Raw genomic sequence first — 18,689 nt, forward strand, 5'->3', positions numbered from 1 at the left:
TTAAAAATGTTAAACGATTTAATTTTTGTCTTCTACTAACTCTTCTCTATCCTTGGGTTTCACGTAGGTAGGTCTGATAAGCAACCTTAATGAAGGATCAAAGGCCAGGTAGTTCCAAGACCAATCAAGAAAGATAAATATCCTGTTTTTGACACCAAGGATGGCCATTAGGTGAACAAAGAGCCAAATGAGCCAAGCCAGGACTCCCTGAAGTTTCATAAAAGGTAAATCAACCACTGCAAGTTTCCTGCCCACTGTAGCCATACTGCCCAGGTCCTTGTACTTAAAGGCTTTTGAGGGTTTGTTTTTTAGTTTGGCCAGAAAGTTTTTGGAAAGGTTATCCGCTTGCTGAATGGCCACTTGTGCCACCTGAGGGTGCCCTTTTGGGTAATCAGGCAGTTGTTGCAAACAAAGATCTCCCAGCGCATAAATGTTATTGGTATCTTTAACGAGATTGTATTCATTTACAAGTAGGCGGCCGTTCTTGAACTTTTGTACATCTAGAAGACCTTCAATGGCGTTGGGCTTAATTCCTGCAGCCCAAAGCAAGGTATTTGTTTGAATACCTGCTTCACCTTTGATAATTACATTCAGGCCGTCATAATCTTCAACAGCTGTTTGAAGCATTACTTCTACTTTTAGACTTTCGAGGTACTCTTTTGCTTTTAGGCCTGAAGTTGCTGACATTCCGGCCAGAAGAGAAGGCCCTGCTTCTATGAGCACCACCTTCATGTTTTCAAAGTTAAGTTGTGGATAGTCCTTTGGGAAAACCTCATTTCTAAGTTCTGCCATTGCCCCGGCCAATTCTACGCCAGTGGGTCCTCCTCCTACTATCACCACATTCATTAGTGCCTTTCTCTTTTCTAGATCAGCAATGTTTATGGCTCTTTCATAGTTAGAGATGATTTTATTCCGGATAAACAGTGCTTCAGAGACAGACTTCATGGGTATGCTGTTCTCCATAATATTTTTCATTCCAAAATAATTGGTGTCCGCACCCATTGCCAGGATGAGGTAATCATAATCGATATAGCCAATATCCGTATACAGGCGGTTTTGGTTTTGATCGATTTTATGGGCTTCCGCCATTCGGAAAGTTACATTAGGTGTATTGTGAAATACCTTCCTTAAAGGAAAGGAAATGGCACTTGGCTCAAGACCTGCAGTGGCTACCTGATAGAAAAGTGGTTGAAATTGGTGATAGTTGTTTTTATCCAGTAAGATCACCTGGTAGTTTTTATTTTTTAATTCCCTGGCCAGTTTAAGGCCAGCAAATCCTGCACCAATGACAACGATTCTTGGTAGAGACAATTCGGGGAGGTTTGGAAGAGGTTGGTCCATTACTAAAAACTTTTAAATGAGGTTGTATTACCTAGAAATAAAACGTATATCGTGAGCCATAGTTCAACAAATACCCAAAACCTTGTAACTAGATTAGGCATGCTTAGTTTCGGTAGGATGTTAGTGCTATCGAAAAATTTATTTATTTTTACAATCCAGAAAAATAAAAACTTATGGGAAGAGCATTTGAATTTAGAAAAGAAAGAAAATTCAAAAGATGGAATCTAATGTCCAAGGTGTTTACACGCCTTGGCAAAGAAATAGTGATGGCGGTGAAGGCCGGAGGACCTGACCCGGCGAACAACACCAGACTAAAGACCATCATTCAGAATGCCAAGGGCGCATCCATGCCCAAGGATAGAATAGAAGCGGCGATTACCAGAGCCAGCAATAAGGATGAAAAGGATTATGAAGAAGTAGTCTATGAGGGATATGGTCCCCACGGCATTGCTGTGCTTATTGAGACTTCTACTGACAATATCAACAGAACAGTGGCCAATGTCAGGCATTATTTCACCAAAGCAGGCGGTTCTTTAGGTACGAGTGGTTCTGTAAGTTTTATGTTTGAACATAAAGCGGTTTTTCGCTTTCTAAAAGCAGACTATGATCTAGAAGAACTTGAACTTGAATTAATTGATTTTGGTTTGGATGATATTGATGAGAATGAGGGGGAAATCTTTGTCTATACTGCTTTTGAGGACTTTGGAAACATGCAAAAAGCACTCGAAGATAAAGGTATAGAAGTAATAAGCGCAGAAATGCAACGTTTCCCAATGTCTACTACTGAAATCACAGAAGAGCAAGAAGCCGATATAAACAAAATGATTGAGCGGATGGAAGAGGATGATGATGTAAACCATGTTTACCACAACATGTCCTAAAACAAGTATTTAAAATTAATTTACCTAATGGCATTCCCGAAAAGAAGAAACTTACAAGATCAAAAAAGACAAAAATTAGTGATTGTCGGCAGTAAAAATCCTGTAAAAATTAAAAGTACCGAAAATGCATTTTCTACCATTTTTGATGACAGTTTTATCGTTCAGGGATTGAATGTTGACTCAAAAGTAAGTCCTCAACCCAAAGGAGATGTAGAAACTTATACGGGTGCCTACAACAGGGCTTTTGCCTCAAAAAATGCCTTTCCTGAAGGAGATTTCTGGGTGGGAATAGAAGGTGGTGTAGACAATGTTGGGGAGCAAATGGTCTCTTTTGCATGGATGGTTGTATTAAATAATGAAAATACGATTGGGAAAGCCAAGACCGCTACGTTTTTTTTACCTGAAGCTTTAAACAAAATGGTCAGTGATGGAATGGAACTCGGTGAAGCAGATGACAAGTTGTTTAATCGAACCAATTCAAAAGAGAGTGGAGGAGCAGTAGGGATTCTTACCAATGGCGTGATCAGTCGGTCTGATTATTATCAGCAGGCATTGTCTTTGGCACTTATCCCCTTTCTTCAAAAGGAGTTTTATTAAGAAACGCAATGGCTCATAGATTTTTTCAATTGGATTTATTTAATAATAGTATTTATCTTTGAGCTTTAATTAAACCAAACGTTTTATGCTACAAGAATTAGAATCAGATAATTTAGGACAAGTCGTTAAGGACAACGAAAAAGTGGTGGTTCAATATGGTGCTACCTGGTGTGGCAACTGCAGGATAATGAAGCCAAAAATGAAGAGGTTAAGTAAGGACTATGAGGGGATCACATTTTTGTATGTTGATGCAGAGAAACTACCGGAATCCAGAAAACTAGCTGAAGTAAATAACTTACCTACTTTTGCGGTCTTCAAAGGCGGATCACTCATAAATCAAATACAAACAAATAAGGAAGAGGCTTTAAAAACACTTATCAATGAGGTTGCCAATAATTAAACATGTACTGGGTTTTATAGAAGAGAACGATGAGGATTGGGTGGTAGAAACCATAGAACTTCTGGAGTCAATGACGGAGATAAGCACGCTGAAAGATGAGGAATTGGACGTGATGGGTGAATTACTCTCCAATTTATATGGTTCTTTGGAAGTCCAGAAAATGATCAAAGAAGAAGGAATGGATAAAAAAGAGGCCATGAATGCGTTTTTGAAAAGAGTAATGGGATCCATAGATAAGTAAAAATCACAATGGAGAAGTAGAAAAGTTGTTTATCACCCTAAATAAAATCTGCTATATCTAAGTGTGGGTAGATCCTTTGGATCTGCCTTTTTTTTGTTTCTCTTTTTAGTGAAAAAGCTTAACATGTGAGGTTTTGATGGGGTCCAGCGTAAAATTTCAAGGGGTGATTTGATCCAGGAAATCTTTAAGCGCTTGTCTCCAATCAGTTGAGGCATCCCATTTTTCACCGATGTACAATTCATTCCTTACCAAAAACCGGATGTAATATTTCACTACTATTTTGTCTGGGTTTTTACCTTCTTCCAATGGTACCCCCATACTTCTCATAAGATCAGCTTCCCGACCTTCTTGTTTCATGAGGATAAACTGGACTTTTTCGCTAATGAGTTGTTCATTAGATTTAGAAGTGGTCAGGAATTCAGTTTGAAAGGGATACTCAGCTTCGAATATTTGTTCTAATCCTTCTCTTTGAGCGCGTTGTTCTGCCTCAACTTGATTTTGTTCCTTACCATAAATGTCATGGCGAAAGGTGTTCAGAAAGCTTTCATTACCAGCGGCACCTGTGAGTAGTATACCTAGCTTGAATACATCCAGGTTTAAAGGCGCAGCTTGTATGTATCCGCTATTTACTGAGTTGTTTTCCAAGCCCGGAATAGTAGGGTATTCCGGCACTTCTATTACCAAGAAATTTTCACTTCGTTTGTTTAACCCGATGGATTGGATATTTTCCTTAAGTTCATCTTTGTTAGTTGCATTTGTAGACCAGTTATTTCCTGGCGCGATTATATTGCCATTGCCTGAGAAAGGAAATATATGACAAAACAAACGTCCATCACCTTTCCTGATCAGTAATACGATGTTTTTAATCTGCCTTGTAACAAAGTGATTTGCATAGGCATTTTTAATCGCATCAGATAGGATTACTTCTTCCAGGTCAAAGTAGGCAACCGGATCTCCTCCAGCAGCTACCAAGGAAGGATGAATTTCTGCCGCCAAATCTTGCCAACTTATTGGAGGGAGTGGAGAGGTCGCTGCCGAAACAAGAACCACCGACTTACCGTCTAAAAATTGATCTACAGGTGTTGGTTGGGCAATGCTTACCAGAGAAAAAAAACACATCAGCCCTGTCAAAGAAATATATTTCATAAACAAAGTCAAATCCACATCTGAAAGTTTAGTATTTTCACGAATATACACAAGCCATCGTAAAATCTTTCGTTATGAAAACGATTACCTACTTAATTTTATTACTTTTTTATTGTTTACCATTCTTGTCATGGTCTCAAAAGATAGATGAGCAGACCTTGTTGGAGGATATACAGTATCTTTCTTCAGACCGGTTAGAAGGGAGAGCAACAACTACTGAGGGCAACGAATTGGCCGCTAACTATGTTATTAACCGGTTTGAAGACTTAGAATTAACCAGTCAATATCCAGGATATACCCAAAATTTCACTTTAAATGAAAGCGCTGAAAGCCTAAGCGAAGGCAGAAATATAATTGGTTTTATACCAGGTACTTCCTCATCGAAAATTATTTTGCTAATGGCCCACTATGACCATTTGGGGAAGAAGGACAATAAAATATACAATGGTGCGGATGACAATGCTTCAGGAACGGCCACTTTACTGAATATGGCGGCTTATTTTATGGAAAACAAACCCTTGCATTCCATTCTCTTTGCAGTTACTGATGCAGAGGAAATGGGCCTTTTGGGAGCCAAGGCTTTGCTTCAGGACTTCCCTTTTCCTTTAAAGCAGATCAAATTAGTGGTAAATATGGACATGATAAGCCGAAGTGAAGACAATACGCTGTATGCTGTAGGTACAACCTTTTATCCCCAATTCAAGCGCTATCTGGAAAAAGCAGGCAAGCGATCTCCCCTGCAGTTGGTTTTCGGAAACGAGGGAGGAAAGGGAGAGCATGATTGGACCAACGCCTCAGACCATGGGCCTTTTCATAAAAAAGGAATCCCATTCATCTATTTTGGGGTGGCAGACCATGAAGATTATCATAAGCCAACTGATACTTTCGAAAACATCCAACAGACATTTTATTTACAAGCCAGTGAACTCATATTAAATTCAGTTTTAGAAATCGATGCTTCAATTGAGTAATTCGGTAAATAAAATCGGTAGGCGATGGCTTTGCCTGGAGTGCTATACCAACTCACCTGATTTCTTGCGTAGTAAATCTGGAGTTATTATTATTTTTCCTGCTAGAGCTTCCAGCTATGACACAATAAAATTGCGATTGCCTATTTTAATTTGGGTCATTTCATTGACCCAAAGAGAACTCCAGGAATTTATTTAATGAGGTAAGTAAGGCCAATATTTCCAACGAAAGTATTTTTGTCAAGTCCAGGAATAAAATAATCATTAGGATCATTTTCCAGGTACCATTTATAGTTCAAGGAACTAACGTATTTAAAGTTGGCTGACAATAGTAGGTTATCGAAGCGCCATTCTCCAATGAGCGAGGGTGCTATGTCGACATATTTCCGACGAAGATCTTTGATTACTTCAAAGCGTTTATAATAAAAGTCGTTATTGTGATTGATGTATTCGAACTCAAAGCCCAGGCGATTAAAGTTTTTAACCCAGGCCATATCAATGGTAAGGGCATTGCTTCCAGGCCCATAACCGAATCCTAAAACTTGTCCATTGTGGGTATAGCCGTGTCTTACATAAGGGTGGGTATACCAGCTGTTCCTATCAAGAATTACCTCTCGGACAGTTTGTCCTGTTTGGGTAATTTCCATTCCCATTTGCAAAAATTCATCTTTGTTCTTCAATGGCGTTAAGTTTGTAAAGCCAAGAATAAAAGCCCTGTTTTTATCTGGGTTAATAAGGAAATCGTGGAACGTTCGGCTATTTCCATTGCTGCCATATTCGCCATAGAATTCAAAATGACCATTGGTGTTTATCCATCTGAAATAACCTGAACTAAGCTGATTTCTTTTGTCTACATTAGGCTTGCTTATGCTTTCAGGACCTTTCTCTCCATTAAATACTGGGAGGTAGTCAGCAAGTTGATTCATGTCTGTATGATACATTTGAGAGACACTGCTGAAACCCAGAAATAACCCAGAAAGCCATTTGGGTTGATAACTAAACGCCAATCCAGATAGGTAACGCCAATCTTCATCGGGCCTTTTAGCCACATAGAGAGGTGTATTTGTATAAATATAATCGTAATTGACAGGATTTACTCCCGAAGACCTAAGCTGGCCGGCAATCAACTGACCTTCAAAGCTACCGATAACCGTTTGAACAGGTTTTCGGGAATTTAAGGTTAGGTGTAAAAAGCCTGGGGCGTTGTTACTCATCAGCAATGAGGCTTTTCTTCCAGGACCCCACCATAAGTTTTCGTTAGAAATCCCGATGGAGTATTCTTTATAATTGAAACGGATACTGGATTGTCCTAGAGATAATTGAGTGATCGGACCACGGTCAAATCGCTCTGGAATATCTGAGGTATTGATCCATTCAAAATACTGTAACCAGGTGCTTCCCCAATGATCCAAAGGAAACCCAATGAAATCTTGGTTACCAGCATGCAATATTTCGGGTTGAAGCTGAAGGGTCAAAGGTCCATATTCAAAATATATACCGACACTGGCATTTACCTGAAGTCCTTTATTGGGAATCATCTGCCCATCATTTATTCCAAAAGGGAGGTCACTATTGTACCTGCTTTTTATCATTGGCGGAAGGGCCTTAAAATGCAGTTTTTCGAAATTTGAGAACGCTGGCTTACTTAAGTCTGAATCCTCGCTATTCTCATCCAAACCGAATGGATTGCTTTTATTAAATGCTTCGGTAGGGTAAAGGGGACGAATCATGAAGCTAGTTTCCTCTGGTAGGTTACCGAGGAGCTGCTGCCTGCGCATATAATCGTCATAAATGGGATAATTCAATCCTATGCTTTGCGCCAGAACTTTTGTTTGGGTAGCCAAACATATAAAACATGCCCAAAAGATAATCTGTATATAAAAAGGTTGCTTCTTGTTCATGCCGGGTTCAATTTAATGTCAAGGTGCTAACCTGTATGCTTGATACAGACCAACTTTCATCACAAATCGGTTCAGGCGTATTTTCTTGTTTAAGGTCGTCTCCTAAAGTGATGGAAAGTTGATTACGCTTATGGTTGATTATTTTAGTGATTCGGTAGAGACTCGTCCAGCCATTGCGGTTTTTATGTTGGCACCTGCCTGGCAAGTCAGCTCTCAAAGCTTCGGTTTTTGGATCGTTAAATCTGGGGTAATTGGCTGGGTAAGACTGGTAGAGGCAGAATGTGGATTCGCATGGAGAGTTCGAAAACGTTGTGTTGAGAACCGATTGACCATCCAATTCTAAATACCAGAAATCTGGGCCTCCAACATTTTCTGGATTGCCATCCCAACTGTCATGAAGCAAAAGGTCTATGGTGACCTTAACGGTATTGTGCTTAGGCAAATCCGTTAGGTTCAATAAGACCTCTTCGTCATTGTAATAGCCTAGCACCGTGTCTCCATTGAATACAAATAGTCTAGCGTTTTCTATATTACTAAGATCCGCTGTAGAGAAATCGTTGTTATAGATCATGATTTCATCTTCGAGCCTATCTTCACAAGAAAAGCTACAAAGCACTAGAAAAAACAGAAAGGTTGATTTCAATGAGATATGGTTCATTAAATACATGGTACAGGCACCTTCAATATAAATGACAAATAAACAAAATATTATCCAAATTCAGGCGGGTTTAGTCTGATTTTGACTTAAGGCTCAATCCAGGATGTATTGTCGTTTTACTCTCGGCCCTATCCCAGTTAACAGTTCGTAGGGTATTGTTCCAATCTTCGCTGCCAGGTCCACGATCGAAGGCTTGGTGCCAAAGAGTATGGCTTCGTCGCCCTCGCATACATTTAGGCCAGTAACATCTGCCATGCACATGTCCATGCAGACATTGCCTATTATTGGAGCCATATGGCCCTTAATCAAAACGGTTGCCGTACCATTGCTAAAGCGACGGTCATACCCGTCCGCATAGCCAATGGCCAAAGTGGCCACTTCTCCATCACTTTTCATTTCTCCTTTTCTGCCATATCCAATGGTTTCTCCTTTTTGCAATGTCCTTACCTGGGATACAACTGTTTTTAAGGTCATTGCAGGCTGGAGTTTGTCTTGTTCTAGCTGATTGACTTCTATGCCATACAAGCCAATGCCCAATCGAACCATATCATATGCGAACTCAGGATAACGGATAATTCCGGCCGAATTCAGGCAATGCCTTATTGGTTTACAACCAGTCTCCTGAATTATTTTGGTACTAGCACTTTCAAACGAGCTTAGCTGCAATAAAGTAAAATCCTTGTGCACTGCCTCGTCTGCTCCTGCCAGGTGTGTAAAGATTCCTGCTACTTTTAAATTACTGGATTGTTGAAGAATCAAGATGGCCTCATCGAGATCTTTCTCAGACATGCCAAGCCTCCTCATGCCTGTGTCCAATTCCAAATGAACAGCTAATATTCCCGAATGGCCATTAAGCTCTTCGGACAATGATTTTAATTGATCCAGGTTATATACAACAGGTTCCAAAGCATATTCTTGTAGCAAATCCAAATGGTAACTTCCTGAATTCATGACCATAATAGGTAATGTGATGCCATTATTTCTCAAGAAAACGCCTTCATCAGTATAGGCTACGGATAGGTAGTCTGCACCAATTTCCTGTAAGTAATTTGCGATTTCAGCAGCTCCGCCACCGTAGGCAAATGCCTTAACCATGACCATCATTTTAGTCCCAGGTTTAATTTTTTGGCGGTAATGGATGAAATTGTGTCGAAGGGCGTTGAGATTAATTTCTAGAATGGTTTCATGCGCAAGTGCCTCTAGTTTTTGAACGACGCTTTCGAAACCAAATGCCCTGGCCCCTTTGATAAGGACGAGATCATTTGAAAGGGATAAATGCTCTAAACTTCCTAAAAGTACTTTTGTGGAATCAAAAAATTGACTTTCCGTAGGAAATAGCTGTTTAAAATCAGCAAATCCCTTTCCAACACCTACAAAAAGGTCGATGCTGTAGTGTTTTAAAAGCCAGGCTATTTTCTGAAAAACAAGCTCCTCTTTTCCTTCCTGTTGCATTTCGGACAAAATGAGGATTTTCCTTCCAGTTGCAGTGATTTGTTGGCTCATAAATTCAAGCGCTAGTTCCAAGCCTGCAAGATCATTGTTATAGCTGTCATCTATCAACTTGCAACCTTTGCTGCCCGATTTAAGGGTTAACCTCATGTCCACGGCATGAAGCAGTTTAAGACCTTGTTGAATAATTTCAGGTTTCATTCCCAGGCTTAGGGCTGCTGTGATCACATGCCGAATGTTTTCCAGAGAGGCCTGATCCCTGAAAGAAGTTAAAAAAGTGTAGGTTTGAAAGTCCTTGCCAATCAAATAGATCTTGGAGCCATTGTTATGCCGTTTTACGGATAAAATATAATCTCCTCCGGCCTTATCCGACCAACTAATGCGTACAGAAGGATCAAAATTTTCCTCCAGATATTGACTAACCTGGTTTTGATCTTTCCTATAGATAAGGTATTTGACACCATCGAAGAGCTTGCATTTTTCTCGAATTTTAGCTGTTGTATCTTTAAAGTACTCATCATGAGCACTCCCAATATTGGTAAAAATACCCAATTCGGGCTGAATGATCTGGGACAAAGCAGCCATTTCATTTGGCGCTGAAATTCCTGCTTCAAGTAAGGCAACCTGATGTTGTTGGCTCATTCCCAATGCAGAAAGGGCAACACCTATCTGGCTATTGTAACTTTTAGGATTTTTCCATACATTATATTTAGCCGAGAGTATCTGGGCCAGCCATTCTTTCACTATGGTTTTTCCATTACTGCCGGTTATCCCGATTACAGGACCTTTAAAATTCTCCCGATTTAGCTGCGCCAATTGCTGCAGGTCTTTTAAAGGAGACATGGATAAAAGGATATTGCTGTTCTCCAGAATTTTTAAAAGGGATGTAGGGCAATTTCTCGGAAGGATAAAATTTCGAACACCTTTGGAATAAGCATCTCCTGCAAATTCCCAACCGGCATATCTGGAGCCATCCAGGGCTACAAAAAGGGTATTGTTTCCGGATTGAATTTTTCTTGAATCGATGACTACATTCAAGATCATTGTTTCATTCGAACCATTGGTAAAAAGCTTTGCAAATTTCGAAGCAAATTGAGGAAAATGGATGGCCTGCATCATCTTTAAGAATAGGTTAAGCAATTGGAGTTAAAACAAATTTAAAAGGAATATCCATAGCTATTATTTTTTGGAAGGAATTAAAAATAAATGCCATAAAAGGCGATAAATTCTTGCGAGGATGTGCGAACTAGAAGTTGTAAAAGAGTAAAATTTTGTGTATAATTGATTCATTAACGGTTAATAATAGGATTAACACTCGTTTTAACTAACAAAATCATGAGTTTTCAAAATAATATTCGGATCCTTTTCAATATTCCATTTATTCTTGGGGTTTTGTTTTTGTGTTTTTTATCAGGGGAAACTTTTTCTCAAGATAATTCCGGTAACGTTTACAATTATATTCAGCAAAAAACGCAACAGGCAAACACGGAGATAATTGCGGATGAAAATTCTGAAGGCAAGAAAAATCGATTTATTGGTTATTCGAACAGCATAAGCTCTAAACCTTCAAAAACCAAAGAAGTGCTACTTAGTGAAAAATCCCCCACTTCGCCTCAAATTGCGCCTGAAACGGAAGAAACTTCTACGCTGTCGCTGAATGTGTTTTTATACGTTTTGGATAAATTTAAAGAAGAGTAGTTTAGCAGAGGACTTAAACCCAAGCTCTTAAAGTTTTATTTTTTTGTTTGTATGCAGGGATTTCGTTATTTTACTCCTTAACGATAAATCCAATGAAAAATAACTGTATTTTATTTGTCATTGCCTTGGTGATGACTTTTTCATTTGTCTCCACCATAAAAGCGCAGGAGATTGGTTTGCAACTTTATAGTCTCAGAGAGCAAATGAAGTTGGACCCTGAAAAGTACCATGAAATCATTAGTCAGTGGGGCATTCGCTATATTGAAGGTGGAAGTACTTATGGCATGAGCGATAAAAAATACAAGGCCTTATTGGCTAAGTATGCCCTCCAAATGATTAGTGTCGGTGGTAGTTATGAGGAGATGAGTACCGATCCGGAGGCTGTAATAGAAAAGGCCAAGGCTTTTGGAGCAAAGTATATTGTGACCTTTTGGATTCCTCATACAGGAGAATTTGGAGAGCAAAACGCCAAAGACGCTGTCCAGGTATTTAATCAAGCGGGTAAACTAGCCAAAGAAGCAGGAATAACTTTTTGCTACCATCCTCATGGGTATGAATTTAAGCCCTATGGCAATGGTACCTTGTTTGATTATATGTTGGACAATGCCACTGATTTTAATTTTGAAATGGATGTCTTTTGGATAAAAATGGGTGGTGGTGATCCTTTGGCTTTATTGAAAGCCCACCCGGATAAATTTCCGCTGTTACATTTAAAGGATCGAAAAAGAGGCACCCAAGGAACGGGAGATGGTACAGGAGATGTTGAGTCAAATGTGGTCCTTGGTAAAGGAGATGTAGGTATAAAAGAGATTATCGAGCAAGCTAAAAAGGGAGGAACAGCTTATTTTATCATTGAAGATGAATCCTCCAAGTCAGTTGCCCAGATTCCTCAGTCTGTATATTTTATTAATCAGGTATTAGATAATTAGTGCTAATTGCATAAAATTTAAAATAAATGTTGTTAAAAATTAAAGTTATATTTCTCTTTCTAAGTCTGGGCTTTGTCAATACTGATCCTATGGTCACCTTGGATTTTGGGGATTTTATGAATAAAGTTGAGGCACCCTCCGATGAATTGAGAATATATAATTTCTGGGCTACCTGGTGTGCGCCTTGTATTGATGAAATGCCCTATTTTGAATCCATCGTTAAGAATACCAAGGGGACTAGTTTGGTATTTGTGTCTTTGGATGATGATAGAAGACCTGAAAGGGTGAAAGCCTTTGTAGAGAAAAAGGGATTTAGCTCTCCAATATGGTTGCTCAGTGAAAAAGAACAAAAGGATTGGAAGCAAAAATTGAAAAAAGATTGGTCAGGCGCCATCCCGGCCACTTTGTTTGTAACAGCAGATGGTAAAAAACATTTCCATACAGGTCAAATAAGTAAAGAGAAGCTTAAAGAGCTTATTGAGATGTACCAATAGAACAAAATTATAAAGCCTCCTTGAATTCAGGGAGGCTTTATAACCTTGTATGAAACAAGGAATGAAATAGCATAGATTGTGTATTTTGGGTTTAATCCTAGTTTAGCATTGGCCTAAAGATCAATTGAAATACAAATACTTGCTTTTCCCTTTGGCATCTTCCACCTTAAGATAAACCTGATTTAATATTAAATTTTCCAAGTGATAATTTTTTGAAAATCCACCGGTTTCCTGGATTTTATCCTTCAAGAGTACCTTGTGGTTGTTACTGAAAATGGTTACCACCGTACCTGGATCCGATACTCCAAGTACTCTTAGATTGAAAGTATTTTTATCAACTGTTTTTGCATAAGCCATCAATTTCGTTTCTGGTTTTCGATAACTTTTAACATTGAAGGTCTGAGAATCGTCTTTAGTCTCGAGTTTTACCTTATACAGGCCTTCAGGTATATCGCTTAAATTAAAAGGGATGTTTTGGGGGGAAGTTATCTCAAAGAAAGTCCTGTTTATAATATGCCCTTTTGGATTGAAGATGGTAATCCGAACTTTTCCTATGGCCTCACTTAATTTTATTGCGAACCTTTGTTCTTGAATTTCAACAGAAGAAACTTCCATTAACCTTTTGTCTGATGCGTAGCTTGAGAATGATAAGCCGATTGCGAGAATTAATAATGCTATAGTTTTCATGATTTTGGACTGTTTGGATTTAATTTTATTTACAACAGTTATTGCCAAGCGCGTACCAAATCATGGTGGGAATCATTTTGGAAAGTCCATAATTTTTTTTTTTGACACAGATGTAACCTTTAAAAGAGTCTTGATATAACAGAAGTGTATCATATCCGAACAATCGTACAGTTATCTGCTTTTTTATCGAACAGAAATTATCGGTTTTTGGAGGCTTTTCGAAAAAGTAATTTATTCTGAATTATTTTTTATAAAATTGTAAGTCTCTGAAAATAAGCGGAATGAAATCTTATCAGTGTCCGTAAATGAACAAGTCCTGTTTTAAAAACGGGCAATATTTAGGAAATCTACTATCATTAGTCGTTAACTTATTACAGAAAACACGGCTTATAAAACTAGCAATCTTAGATACTATTGTACTTGCATGCAACGGAAATTCCTTCATTTCTGAGATAAAGGATTGTCCATGAGGTTATTCTATCATAGAATAGCCTTGGTCTACTCTGGGAAAATTCAAAAAATGGATTGACTTTGACTAAAGATATATAAGGTTAAAAACGTGCGGTCTTTTTTTTCGTTCTTCTAAAAGCACCCTTTCGACGTTTATTATTGGAGTAGAAATTATATAAAAAATTGACGGCGATTAATGCAACTGAAATTGGTACGAAAAACGAGGGCATCATGATTTTAATACCCAAAAGAATTAAAAGAGAAGCGATGATCCCAATTTTGAAAGAAGTGTGACTCTCAGGATATATGCCACTGACCAATATTAAGCTCGTGATTTCTACAATGATCAAAACTACGATCATGTAGGTAAATACAGTAGATGCGGTTATACCAGTACTAACAAAATACCAGGCAAGGAGACCGATAACTACTATTAAGCTTAAGCTGTGAAGGCTAAAATTGATTTTTTCTTTCATATTAAAGTAAATATTATGATTATGAATATAAGATTATTTCCCTTGAATCCAAAAAATCTCATGGCATAATTACAAACTTATAAATTTGTAATTTAATGATTCGTATGTTGGTGAAAGTTCCAAATATTCCTCTGTTCATAATGTTGCTGAACCTTGAGAATTGTAACTTGGTCTGACTTAGGAGGTTTGGTGCAAAGACTACCTGTGCAATGCTTGTTTTTCCAGTAGGGGAATATTTATTCGATTGTAGGTCCTTTTTTCTATAGTTTACCCAACCATTTCAATAAGGTATTATATGGCTTTGACCAGGTACGTTGGAACCTAAGCGGGCCATTTAATTCCCTTTCGAAGAAAGGCAAATGATGCGCATTCAAATAGGCGATCCTTTCTCGCTTTTTTTGGTTGGTGCCCGTTCTTTTTCTTTTGCTTTGCTGGGTCAGCCTATAATAGAATCCAATAAATGGTAGCTGGATTACTTCTCCTCCATCTTTCAACATCTTTATCCAGAATTCCCAATCCTCACGACCCATTGTCATGTCTTCAGAGAATCCTCCTATTTCAATATAATCTGATTTTCTAAACAAGGCTGCTACAAAGATCATATTGTCTCTTGCCAGATTATTGCGACTAAAGGGCTTAAGTTTCCAGGGTTTTTGCCTGCTGGAATTGAATTTTACTGCCTGACAGTAAACCACCTTGACCTTTGGTTGCTGGGCCAATATTGCTACACTTTTTTCCAAATAATCCGGTGAAATAAGGTCGTCTCCATCTAAGGGTAGAATGTAGGCACCTGTTGCAGCCTTAACCCCAGAATTTCGCGCTTTGGCGACTCCACTGTTAGGTTGGTCCAATACGAATATTTCAGGGTGTTTTTCTTGTAGTTGATGGGCAATTTTCAAAGAATCGTCCTTGGATCCATCATTAACGATGATAATCTCAATAGGCCTGTAGCTGGAGGCTAAAACGGATTGTACTGTTTCGTCGAGATAATTGCCCTGATTGTAGCAGGGGATCACAATGGATACCAATGCATTTTTCATTAGGCAAAGAATTTTTGAAAGGCGTTATCGATTGGCATTTTAAGCGCCAGGGTATTGGGGCCAAATTTCCGCGTAGAATATTGGTTTTCTTTTAATAAAAGTAGACAAGACTCGTAATCCTGAGCATTTAGACCAACATTCTCAAAGATTATGGCTTCAGGTTTTGTTTGAGGGATGTCAAAAATTCGAATGACTTCCAAATCATAACCTTCGGCATCGATCTGTAGCAGATCTATTTTAGCTATTTTGTATTTGTTTATAAGGCTTTTCGGGGAGATTACCTCCACTTCTTCATTCGCAACCCACTTCTCTTTGTCCTCAGGGATTTCAACACCAAACTTTGAACAATTGGAAACTACTATCCCGTCTTCAAAGGCCTTTAAAACTTTCTCCTTGGAAAAGGAGGTAAGGCCAGTTGCCCAGCGCATGTCAGAAAAACCAATTTTATACATGGCTTGGGTACCATCCTCTTCACCTATAGCAGCGCAGATTGTTTTTATGCCCCTATTTTTAACATAAATCTTTTTAAGGTATTGATGAAATACGCCGGGAAGCGGTTCGAGCAATACACCTTTCCAATCGTCTCGTTTTATAAATTTATGAATGGGGTCATGGGTTATGCCATCATTGGCACCGATCTGAATAACAGTAAAATCACCTTTTTTTGAAAGAGAGTAAAGACTCAAAAAATCACTCAGGCTTCCCTCTTTCGGATTGTAGAAGTATTTGTAAAACCCTATAAAGGCAGGATTATTTGATGCACTTAAATCGAAGCGAAAAGCTTTCCATTTTCCTTGTAATTTCCGCTTAAGGGAAATAATTGATAGTTTTTTGTGCATCAATCAAAGATATTAAAATTTGCCTGTTTTGCAAATTTGCAAAACAGGCAAAAGTTTCGAAGTCAGTTAGTGTATCAGGATTATTTATAACAAACCTCTAAATTGACTAAGGAACCTTATGTCATTTTCTGTGAAAAGCCTAAGGTCGTTGATTTGATATTTTAGCATGGCGATTCGTTCAATGCCCATACCAAAGGCAAATCCAGTGTATTTTTCGGGATCAATGCCACAATTTTTAAGGACATTAGGGTCGACCATTCCTGATCCACCTATTTCTACCCAACCACTGCCTTTACAGATGTTGCAGCCTTTGCCTCCGCAAAGTTGGCAAGAGATGTCTATCTCAGCACTTGGCTCTGTAAATGGGAAAAAAGAAGGTCTAAACCTCACCTTGGTGTCTTTCCCAAACATCTCTTTGGCAAAATGGAAAAGGGTCTGTTTCAAATCCGCAAAACTCACATTCTCATCTACGTAAAGCCCTTCCACTTGGTGGAAAATACAATGGGCCCTGGCAGAGATGGCTTCGTTTCTAAAAACTCTGCCGGGAGAAAGGGTACGGATAGGTGGTTCTTCATATTCCATCACCCTTACTTGCACAGAAGAGGTATGTGTTCTTAAGGCAATGTCCGGATGTTTTTCTATGAAAAAGGTGTCCTGCATTTCCCGTGCAGGATGGTTTTCAGGAAAATTTAAAGCAGTAAAGTTATGCCAGTCATCTTCAATTTCTGGGCCTTCGGATAGGTTGAAACCGATTCGCTCAAAAATGGTAACGATACGCTGACGGACGGCAGTTAACGGATGTATTCCACCAACAGGCCACACAGTAGGAGGTAGGGTAAGGTCTTGATCAAGACTTGCCTTTTGTTGGTTTCCGCTTTCAGATTGAGCGATGAGGTCCTGAAATTTTTCTTCAGCAAGTTGTTTTACTTCATTGACTTCCTGACCAAATGCTTTCTTGTGTTCATTTGGAATGTTCCTCATTTCGGCAAAAAGAGCACCTATTACACTCTTTTTACTTATAAACCGCATCCTGTAAGCTTCAAGTTCTTCTGCATTTGTAGCTGTAGCTGATGCTATTTCGGCTTTAATCTGGTTTATTTTTTCACTTTGCATGTGGGAATTGATCTTTGTAAGACCACAAATCTAAAATAAATATTTGAGGTCACCTATCTTTTAAAAGAGTAAAGGTTATTTGATTTTGACGGGCTGTACCCATCCCAATTTGACACCACCATTTCAAGGCCATCATTATCTAGTATGTAATTAAACTCTTTTTAAAGAATGTTTTTGGTCTGGATATTTGTAAAATCTAGATTACTTAATAACACTTTATTTTCCATTATATGTTTTTAATGCTGGTAGGATAAGAAATTTTTTGCAAAATCTTACGCTACTTTATTCTTGGTTAAACAATTTGAACTATTATTTTATTATTAAAATTATTATTAATACATTTGCAGTTATTATTTAATATATAATTAATACCGTTGTAAATATTTATATAAAAACATTAAATATTTTTATTTTAGTTGTTTTTTTAAACCATATTTTTAACCGCATTATTCTTTAAAATTTTAAAACAAATGTATTATTTTAAACTATTAAAATTCTAAATCAAATGAAAAAAGGATTAACACTACTATCTCGTAATAAAATGCAAACCATATAGTTATAGCGCAAACTGTCCTGTTTATAGGTTTAACAGAATAAGGGCTTATTTTACACTAGAAGAAAATTAATTATATAATGAAACATCTATTATTATTAGCGTTAACAGTCTTTTTGTTTGTGCGTACCAGCGATGCTCAGACAAATACCAAAAATACCATTTATTTAGGTTATTCTTTTATTGAAGCTGATAGGTTTACAGGTGGGAATTTATCTGCAAAAGGATTTGAAATTGGCTATTCACGATACATTAATGATCGATTTTATGGAGATATTACCTATGGAAAATTTAATTTCGAAGGTAAAGGTAATAGCTTTTTTTTGGAACCTGAAGAAATGGATTACTTCAATATGTCCACCTTTACATTGGGCTTGGGCTATGACTTCCACCAGTCTGAAAGGGTAATCCTATCAGGTGAATTGGCTTATTTGCGACAAACAACCCACGAACTTTTAGGTGAATTGACCAGCCAAGGTGTGACTTTTAGAGAAACTGGTAATCTTGTGACGCATGCACCAAGATTGCAGCTTAAAGCCAGAGTTTTCTTGACTGATAATTTGCAGTTTGTGCCTGCCGTTGCCTATGGAATAAGGTTCAGAAGTCAATATACAAGCTATTGGTTACGGGCTGGACTGGCCTATTCTTTTTGATAAATAGATTTAAAAATACAATGAATGCAAAAGAGCCTCGGTCAGTACTGACCGAGGCTCTTTTGGTTTTTTGTTGAATATTTGGTGGAATATAGTTTTGTAAAAGTGATTGCCTCATAATTCTAATGAGCCCCCGTCTTTTTAGTATTTCGTTGATTTTGCATGGCGCAAATTT

19 protein-coding genes are annotated in these 18,689 nt (G+C 38.2%); 9 read left to right on the forward strand and 10 right to left on the reverse strand.

Going from position 1 to position 18,689, the window contains the following annotated elements:
- Positions 1-18: 18 nt before the first annotated feature.
- Positions 19-1,341, reverse strand: a complete 1,323-nt coding sequence (locus AC0L7T_RS01025) for an NAD(P)/FAD-dependent oxidoreductase (RefSeq protein WP_473340435.1) — start codon at positions 1,339-1,341, stop codon at positions 19-21.
- 173 nt (positions 1,342-1,514) lie between these two features.
- On the opposite strand from AC0L7T_RS01025, the gene AC0L7T_RS01030 reads away from it, so the two are divergent.
- The 4 genes from AC0L7T_RS01030 (at position 1,515) to AC0L7T_RS01045 (ending at position 3,460) form a co-directional block, all read left to right on the forward strand.
- Positions 1,515-2,222 (forward strand): YebC/PmpR family DNA-binding transcriptional regulator, encoded by a 708-nt coding sequence (locus tag AC0L7T_RS01030; protein WP_473340437.1) that lies wholly within the window; start codon positions 1,515-1,517, stop codon positions 2,220-2,222.
- A 27-nt stretch (positions 2,223-2,249) separates the two neighbouring features.
- A complete protein-coding gene (gene yjjX / locus AC0L7T_RS01035; RefSeq protein WP_473340439.1) occupies positions 2,250-2,819 on the forward strand; it encodes an inosine/xanthosine triphosphatase in 570 nt (189 codons plus the stop codon).
- 85 nt (positions 2,820-2,904) lie between these two features.
- Positions 2,905-3,219 (forward strand): thioredoxin family protein, encoded by a 315-nt coding sequence (locus AC0L7T_RS01040; RefSeq protein ID WP_473340440.1) that lies wholly within the window; start codon positions 2,905-2,907, stop codon positions 3,217-3,219.
- On the forward strand, positions 3,200-3,460 hold the full coding sequence (locus AC0L7T_RS01045; RefSeq protein WP_048641431.1) for a DUF6952 family protein: 261 nt from the start codon (positions 3,200-3,202) through the stop codon (positions 3,458-3,460). Before AC0L7T_RS01040 ends, AC0L7T_RS01045 begins: the two co-directional genes overlap by 20 nt.
- Positions 3,461-3,616: 156 nt before the next feature.
- On the opposite strand, the gene AC0L7T_RS01050 is transcribed toward AC0L7T_RS01045, so the two are convergent.
- Positions 3,617-4,606, reverse strand: a complete 990-nt coding sequence (locus tag AC0L7T_RS01050) for an NTPase (RefSeq protein ID WP_473340442.1) — start codon at positions 4,604-4,606, stop codon at positions 3,617-3,619.
- Positions 4,607-4,680: 74 nt separating this feature from the next.
- Here AC0L7T_RS01050 and AC0L7T_RS01055 point away from each other — a divergent pair, with 74 nt between their 5' ends.
- Positions 4,681-5,577, forward strand: coding sequence for a M28 family peptidase (locus AC0L7T_RS01055; RefSeq protein WP_473340444.1), 897 nt, complete (start codon positions 4,681-4,683; stop codon positions 5,575-5,577).
- 188 nt (positions 5,578-5,765) lie between these two features.
- Here AC0L7T_RS01055 and AC0L7T_RS01060 read toward each other — a convergent pair whose 3' ends face one another.
- The 3 genes from AC0L7T_RS01060 to AC0L7T_RS01070 all read right to left on the reverse strand — a co-directional run bounded on the left by AC0L7T_RS01060 (position 5,766) and on the right by AC0L7T_RS01070 (position 10,701).
- Positions 5,766-7,475: a capsule assembly Wzi family protein gene (locus tag AC0L7T_RS01060; protein WP_473340446.1), complete on the reverse strand. Its 1,710-nt coding sequence runs from the start codon at positions 7,473-7,475 to the stop codon at positions 5,766-5,768.
- A 7-nt stretch (positions 7,476-7,482) separates the two neighbouring features.
- Complete coding sequence (locus AC0L7T_RS01065) at positions 7,483-8,046, reverse strand: hypothetical protein (RefSeq protein WP_473340448.1); 564 nt, start codon at positions 8,044-8,046, stop codon at positions 7,483-7,485.
- A gap of 180 nt (positions 8,047-8,226) precedes the next feature.
- Positions 8,227-10,701 carry a bifunctional UDP-N-acetylmuramoyl-tripeptide:D-alanyl-D-alanine ligase/alanine racemase gene (locus tag AC0L7T_RS01070; RefSeq protein ID WP_473340450.1) on the reverse strand — a complete coding sequence of 825 codons (2,475 nt, stop codon included), beginning with the start codon at positions 10,699-10,701 and terminating at the stop codon, positions 8,227-8,229.
- A gap of 216 nt (positions 10,702-10,917) precedes the next feature.
- Here AC0L7T_RS01070 and AC0L7T_RS01075 point away from each other — a divergent pair, with 216 nt between their 5' ends.
- The 3 genes from AC0L7T_RS01075 (at position 10,918) to AC0L7T_RS01085 (ending at position 12,703) form a co-directional block, all read left to right on the forward strand.
- Entirely contained in the window at positions 10,918-11,280 is a 363-nt protein-coding gene (locus AC0L7T_RS01075; RefSeq protein ID WP_473340453.1) for a hypothetical protein, read from the forward strand.
- A gap of 92 nt (positions 11,281-11,372) precedes the next feature.
- Positions 11,373-12,209, forward strand: a complete 837-nt coding sequence (locus tag AC0L7T_RS01080) for a sugar phosphate isomerase/epimerase family protein (RefSeq protein WP_473340454.1) — start codon at positions 11,373-11,375, stop codon at positions 12,207-12,209.
- 26 nt (positions 12,210-12,235) lie between these two features.
- On the forward strand, positions 12,236-12,703 hold the full coding sequence (locus AC0L7T_RS01085) for a TlpA family protein disulfide reductase (protein WP_473340456.1): 468 nt from the start codon (positions 12,236-12,238) through the stop codon (positions 12,701-12,703).
- A gap of 120 nt (positions 12,704-12,823) precedes the next feature.
- Here the strand turns inward: AC0L7T_RS01085 and AC0L7T_RS01090 are convergent, their stop codons facing one another.
- The 5 genes from AC0L7T_RS01090 to pheS form a co-directional block, all read right to left on the reverse strand.
- Positions 12,824-13,390 (reverse strand): DUF3244 domain-containing protein, encoded by a 567-nt coding sequence (locus AC0L7T_RS01090; RefSeq protein ID WP_473340458.1) that lies wholly within the window; start codon positions 13,388-13,390, stop codon positions 12,824-12,826.
- Between the two features lie 551 nt (positions 13,391-13,941).
- Positions 13,942-14,316 (reverse strand): hypothetical protein, encoded by a 375-nt coding sequence (locus AC0L7T_RS01095; protein ID WP_473340460.1) that lies wholly within the window; start codon positions 14,314-14,316, stop codon positions 13,942-13,944.
- A gap of 260 nt (positions 14,317-14,576) precedes the next feature.
- Positions 14,577-15,356 (reverse strand): glycosyltransferase family 2 protein, encoded by a 780-nt coding sequence (locus AC0L7T_RS01100; RefSeq protein ID WP_473340462.1) that lies wholly within the window; start codon positions 15,354-15,356, stop codon positions 14,577-14,579.
- On the reverse strand, positions 15,356-16,195 hold the full coding sequence (locus AC0L7T_RS01105; RefSeq protein ID WP_473340463.1) for an FkbM family methyltransferase: 840 nt from the start codon (positions 16,193-16,195) through the stop codon (positions 15,356-15,358). Before AC0L7T_RS01105 ends, AC0L7T_RS01100 begins: the two co-directional genes overlap by 1 nt.
- 84 nt (positions 16,196-16,279) lie before the next feature.
- Positions 16,280-17,308, reverse strand: coding sequence for a phenylalanine--tRNA ligase subunit alpha (gene pheS / locus AC0L7T_RS01110; protein ID WP_473340464.1), 1,029 nt, complete (start codon positions 17,306-17,308; stop codon positions 16,280-16,282).
- Positions 17,309-17,941: 633 nt separating this feature from the next.
- Here pheS and AC0L7T_RS01115 point away from each other — a divergent pair.
- Positions 17,942-18,514: a hypothetical protein gene (locus AC0L7T_RS01115; protein ID WP_339714369.1), complete on the forward strand. Its 573-nt coding sequence runs from the start codon at positions 17,942-17,944 to the stop codon at positions 18,512-18,514.
- The last annotated feature ends 175 nt before the right edge of the window (positions 18,515-18,689 follow it).

This window comes from Cyclobacterium sp. 10D3-21 (genome assembly GCF_055809755.1).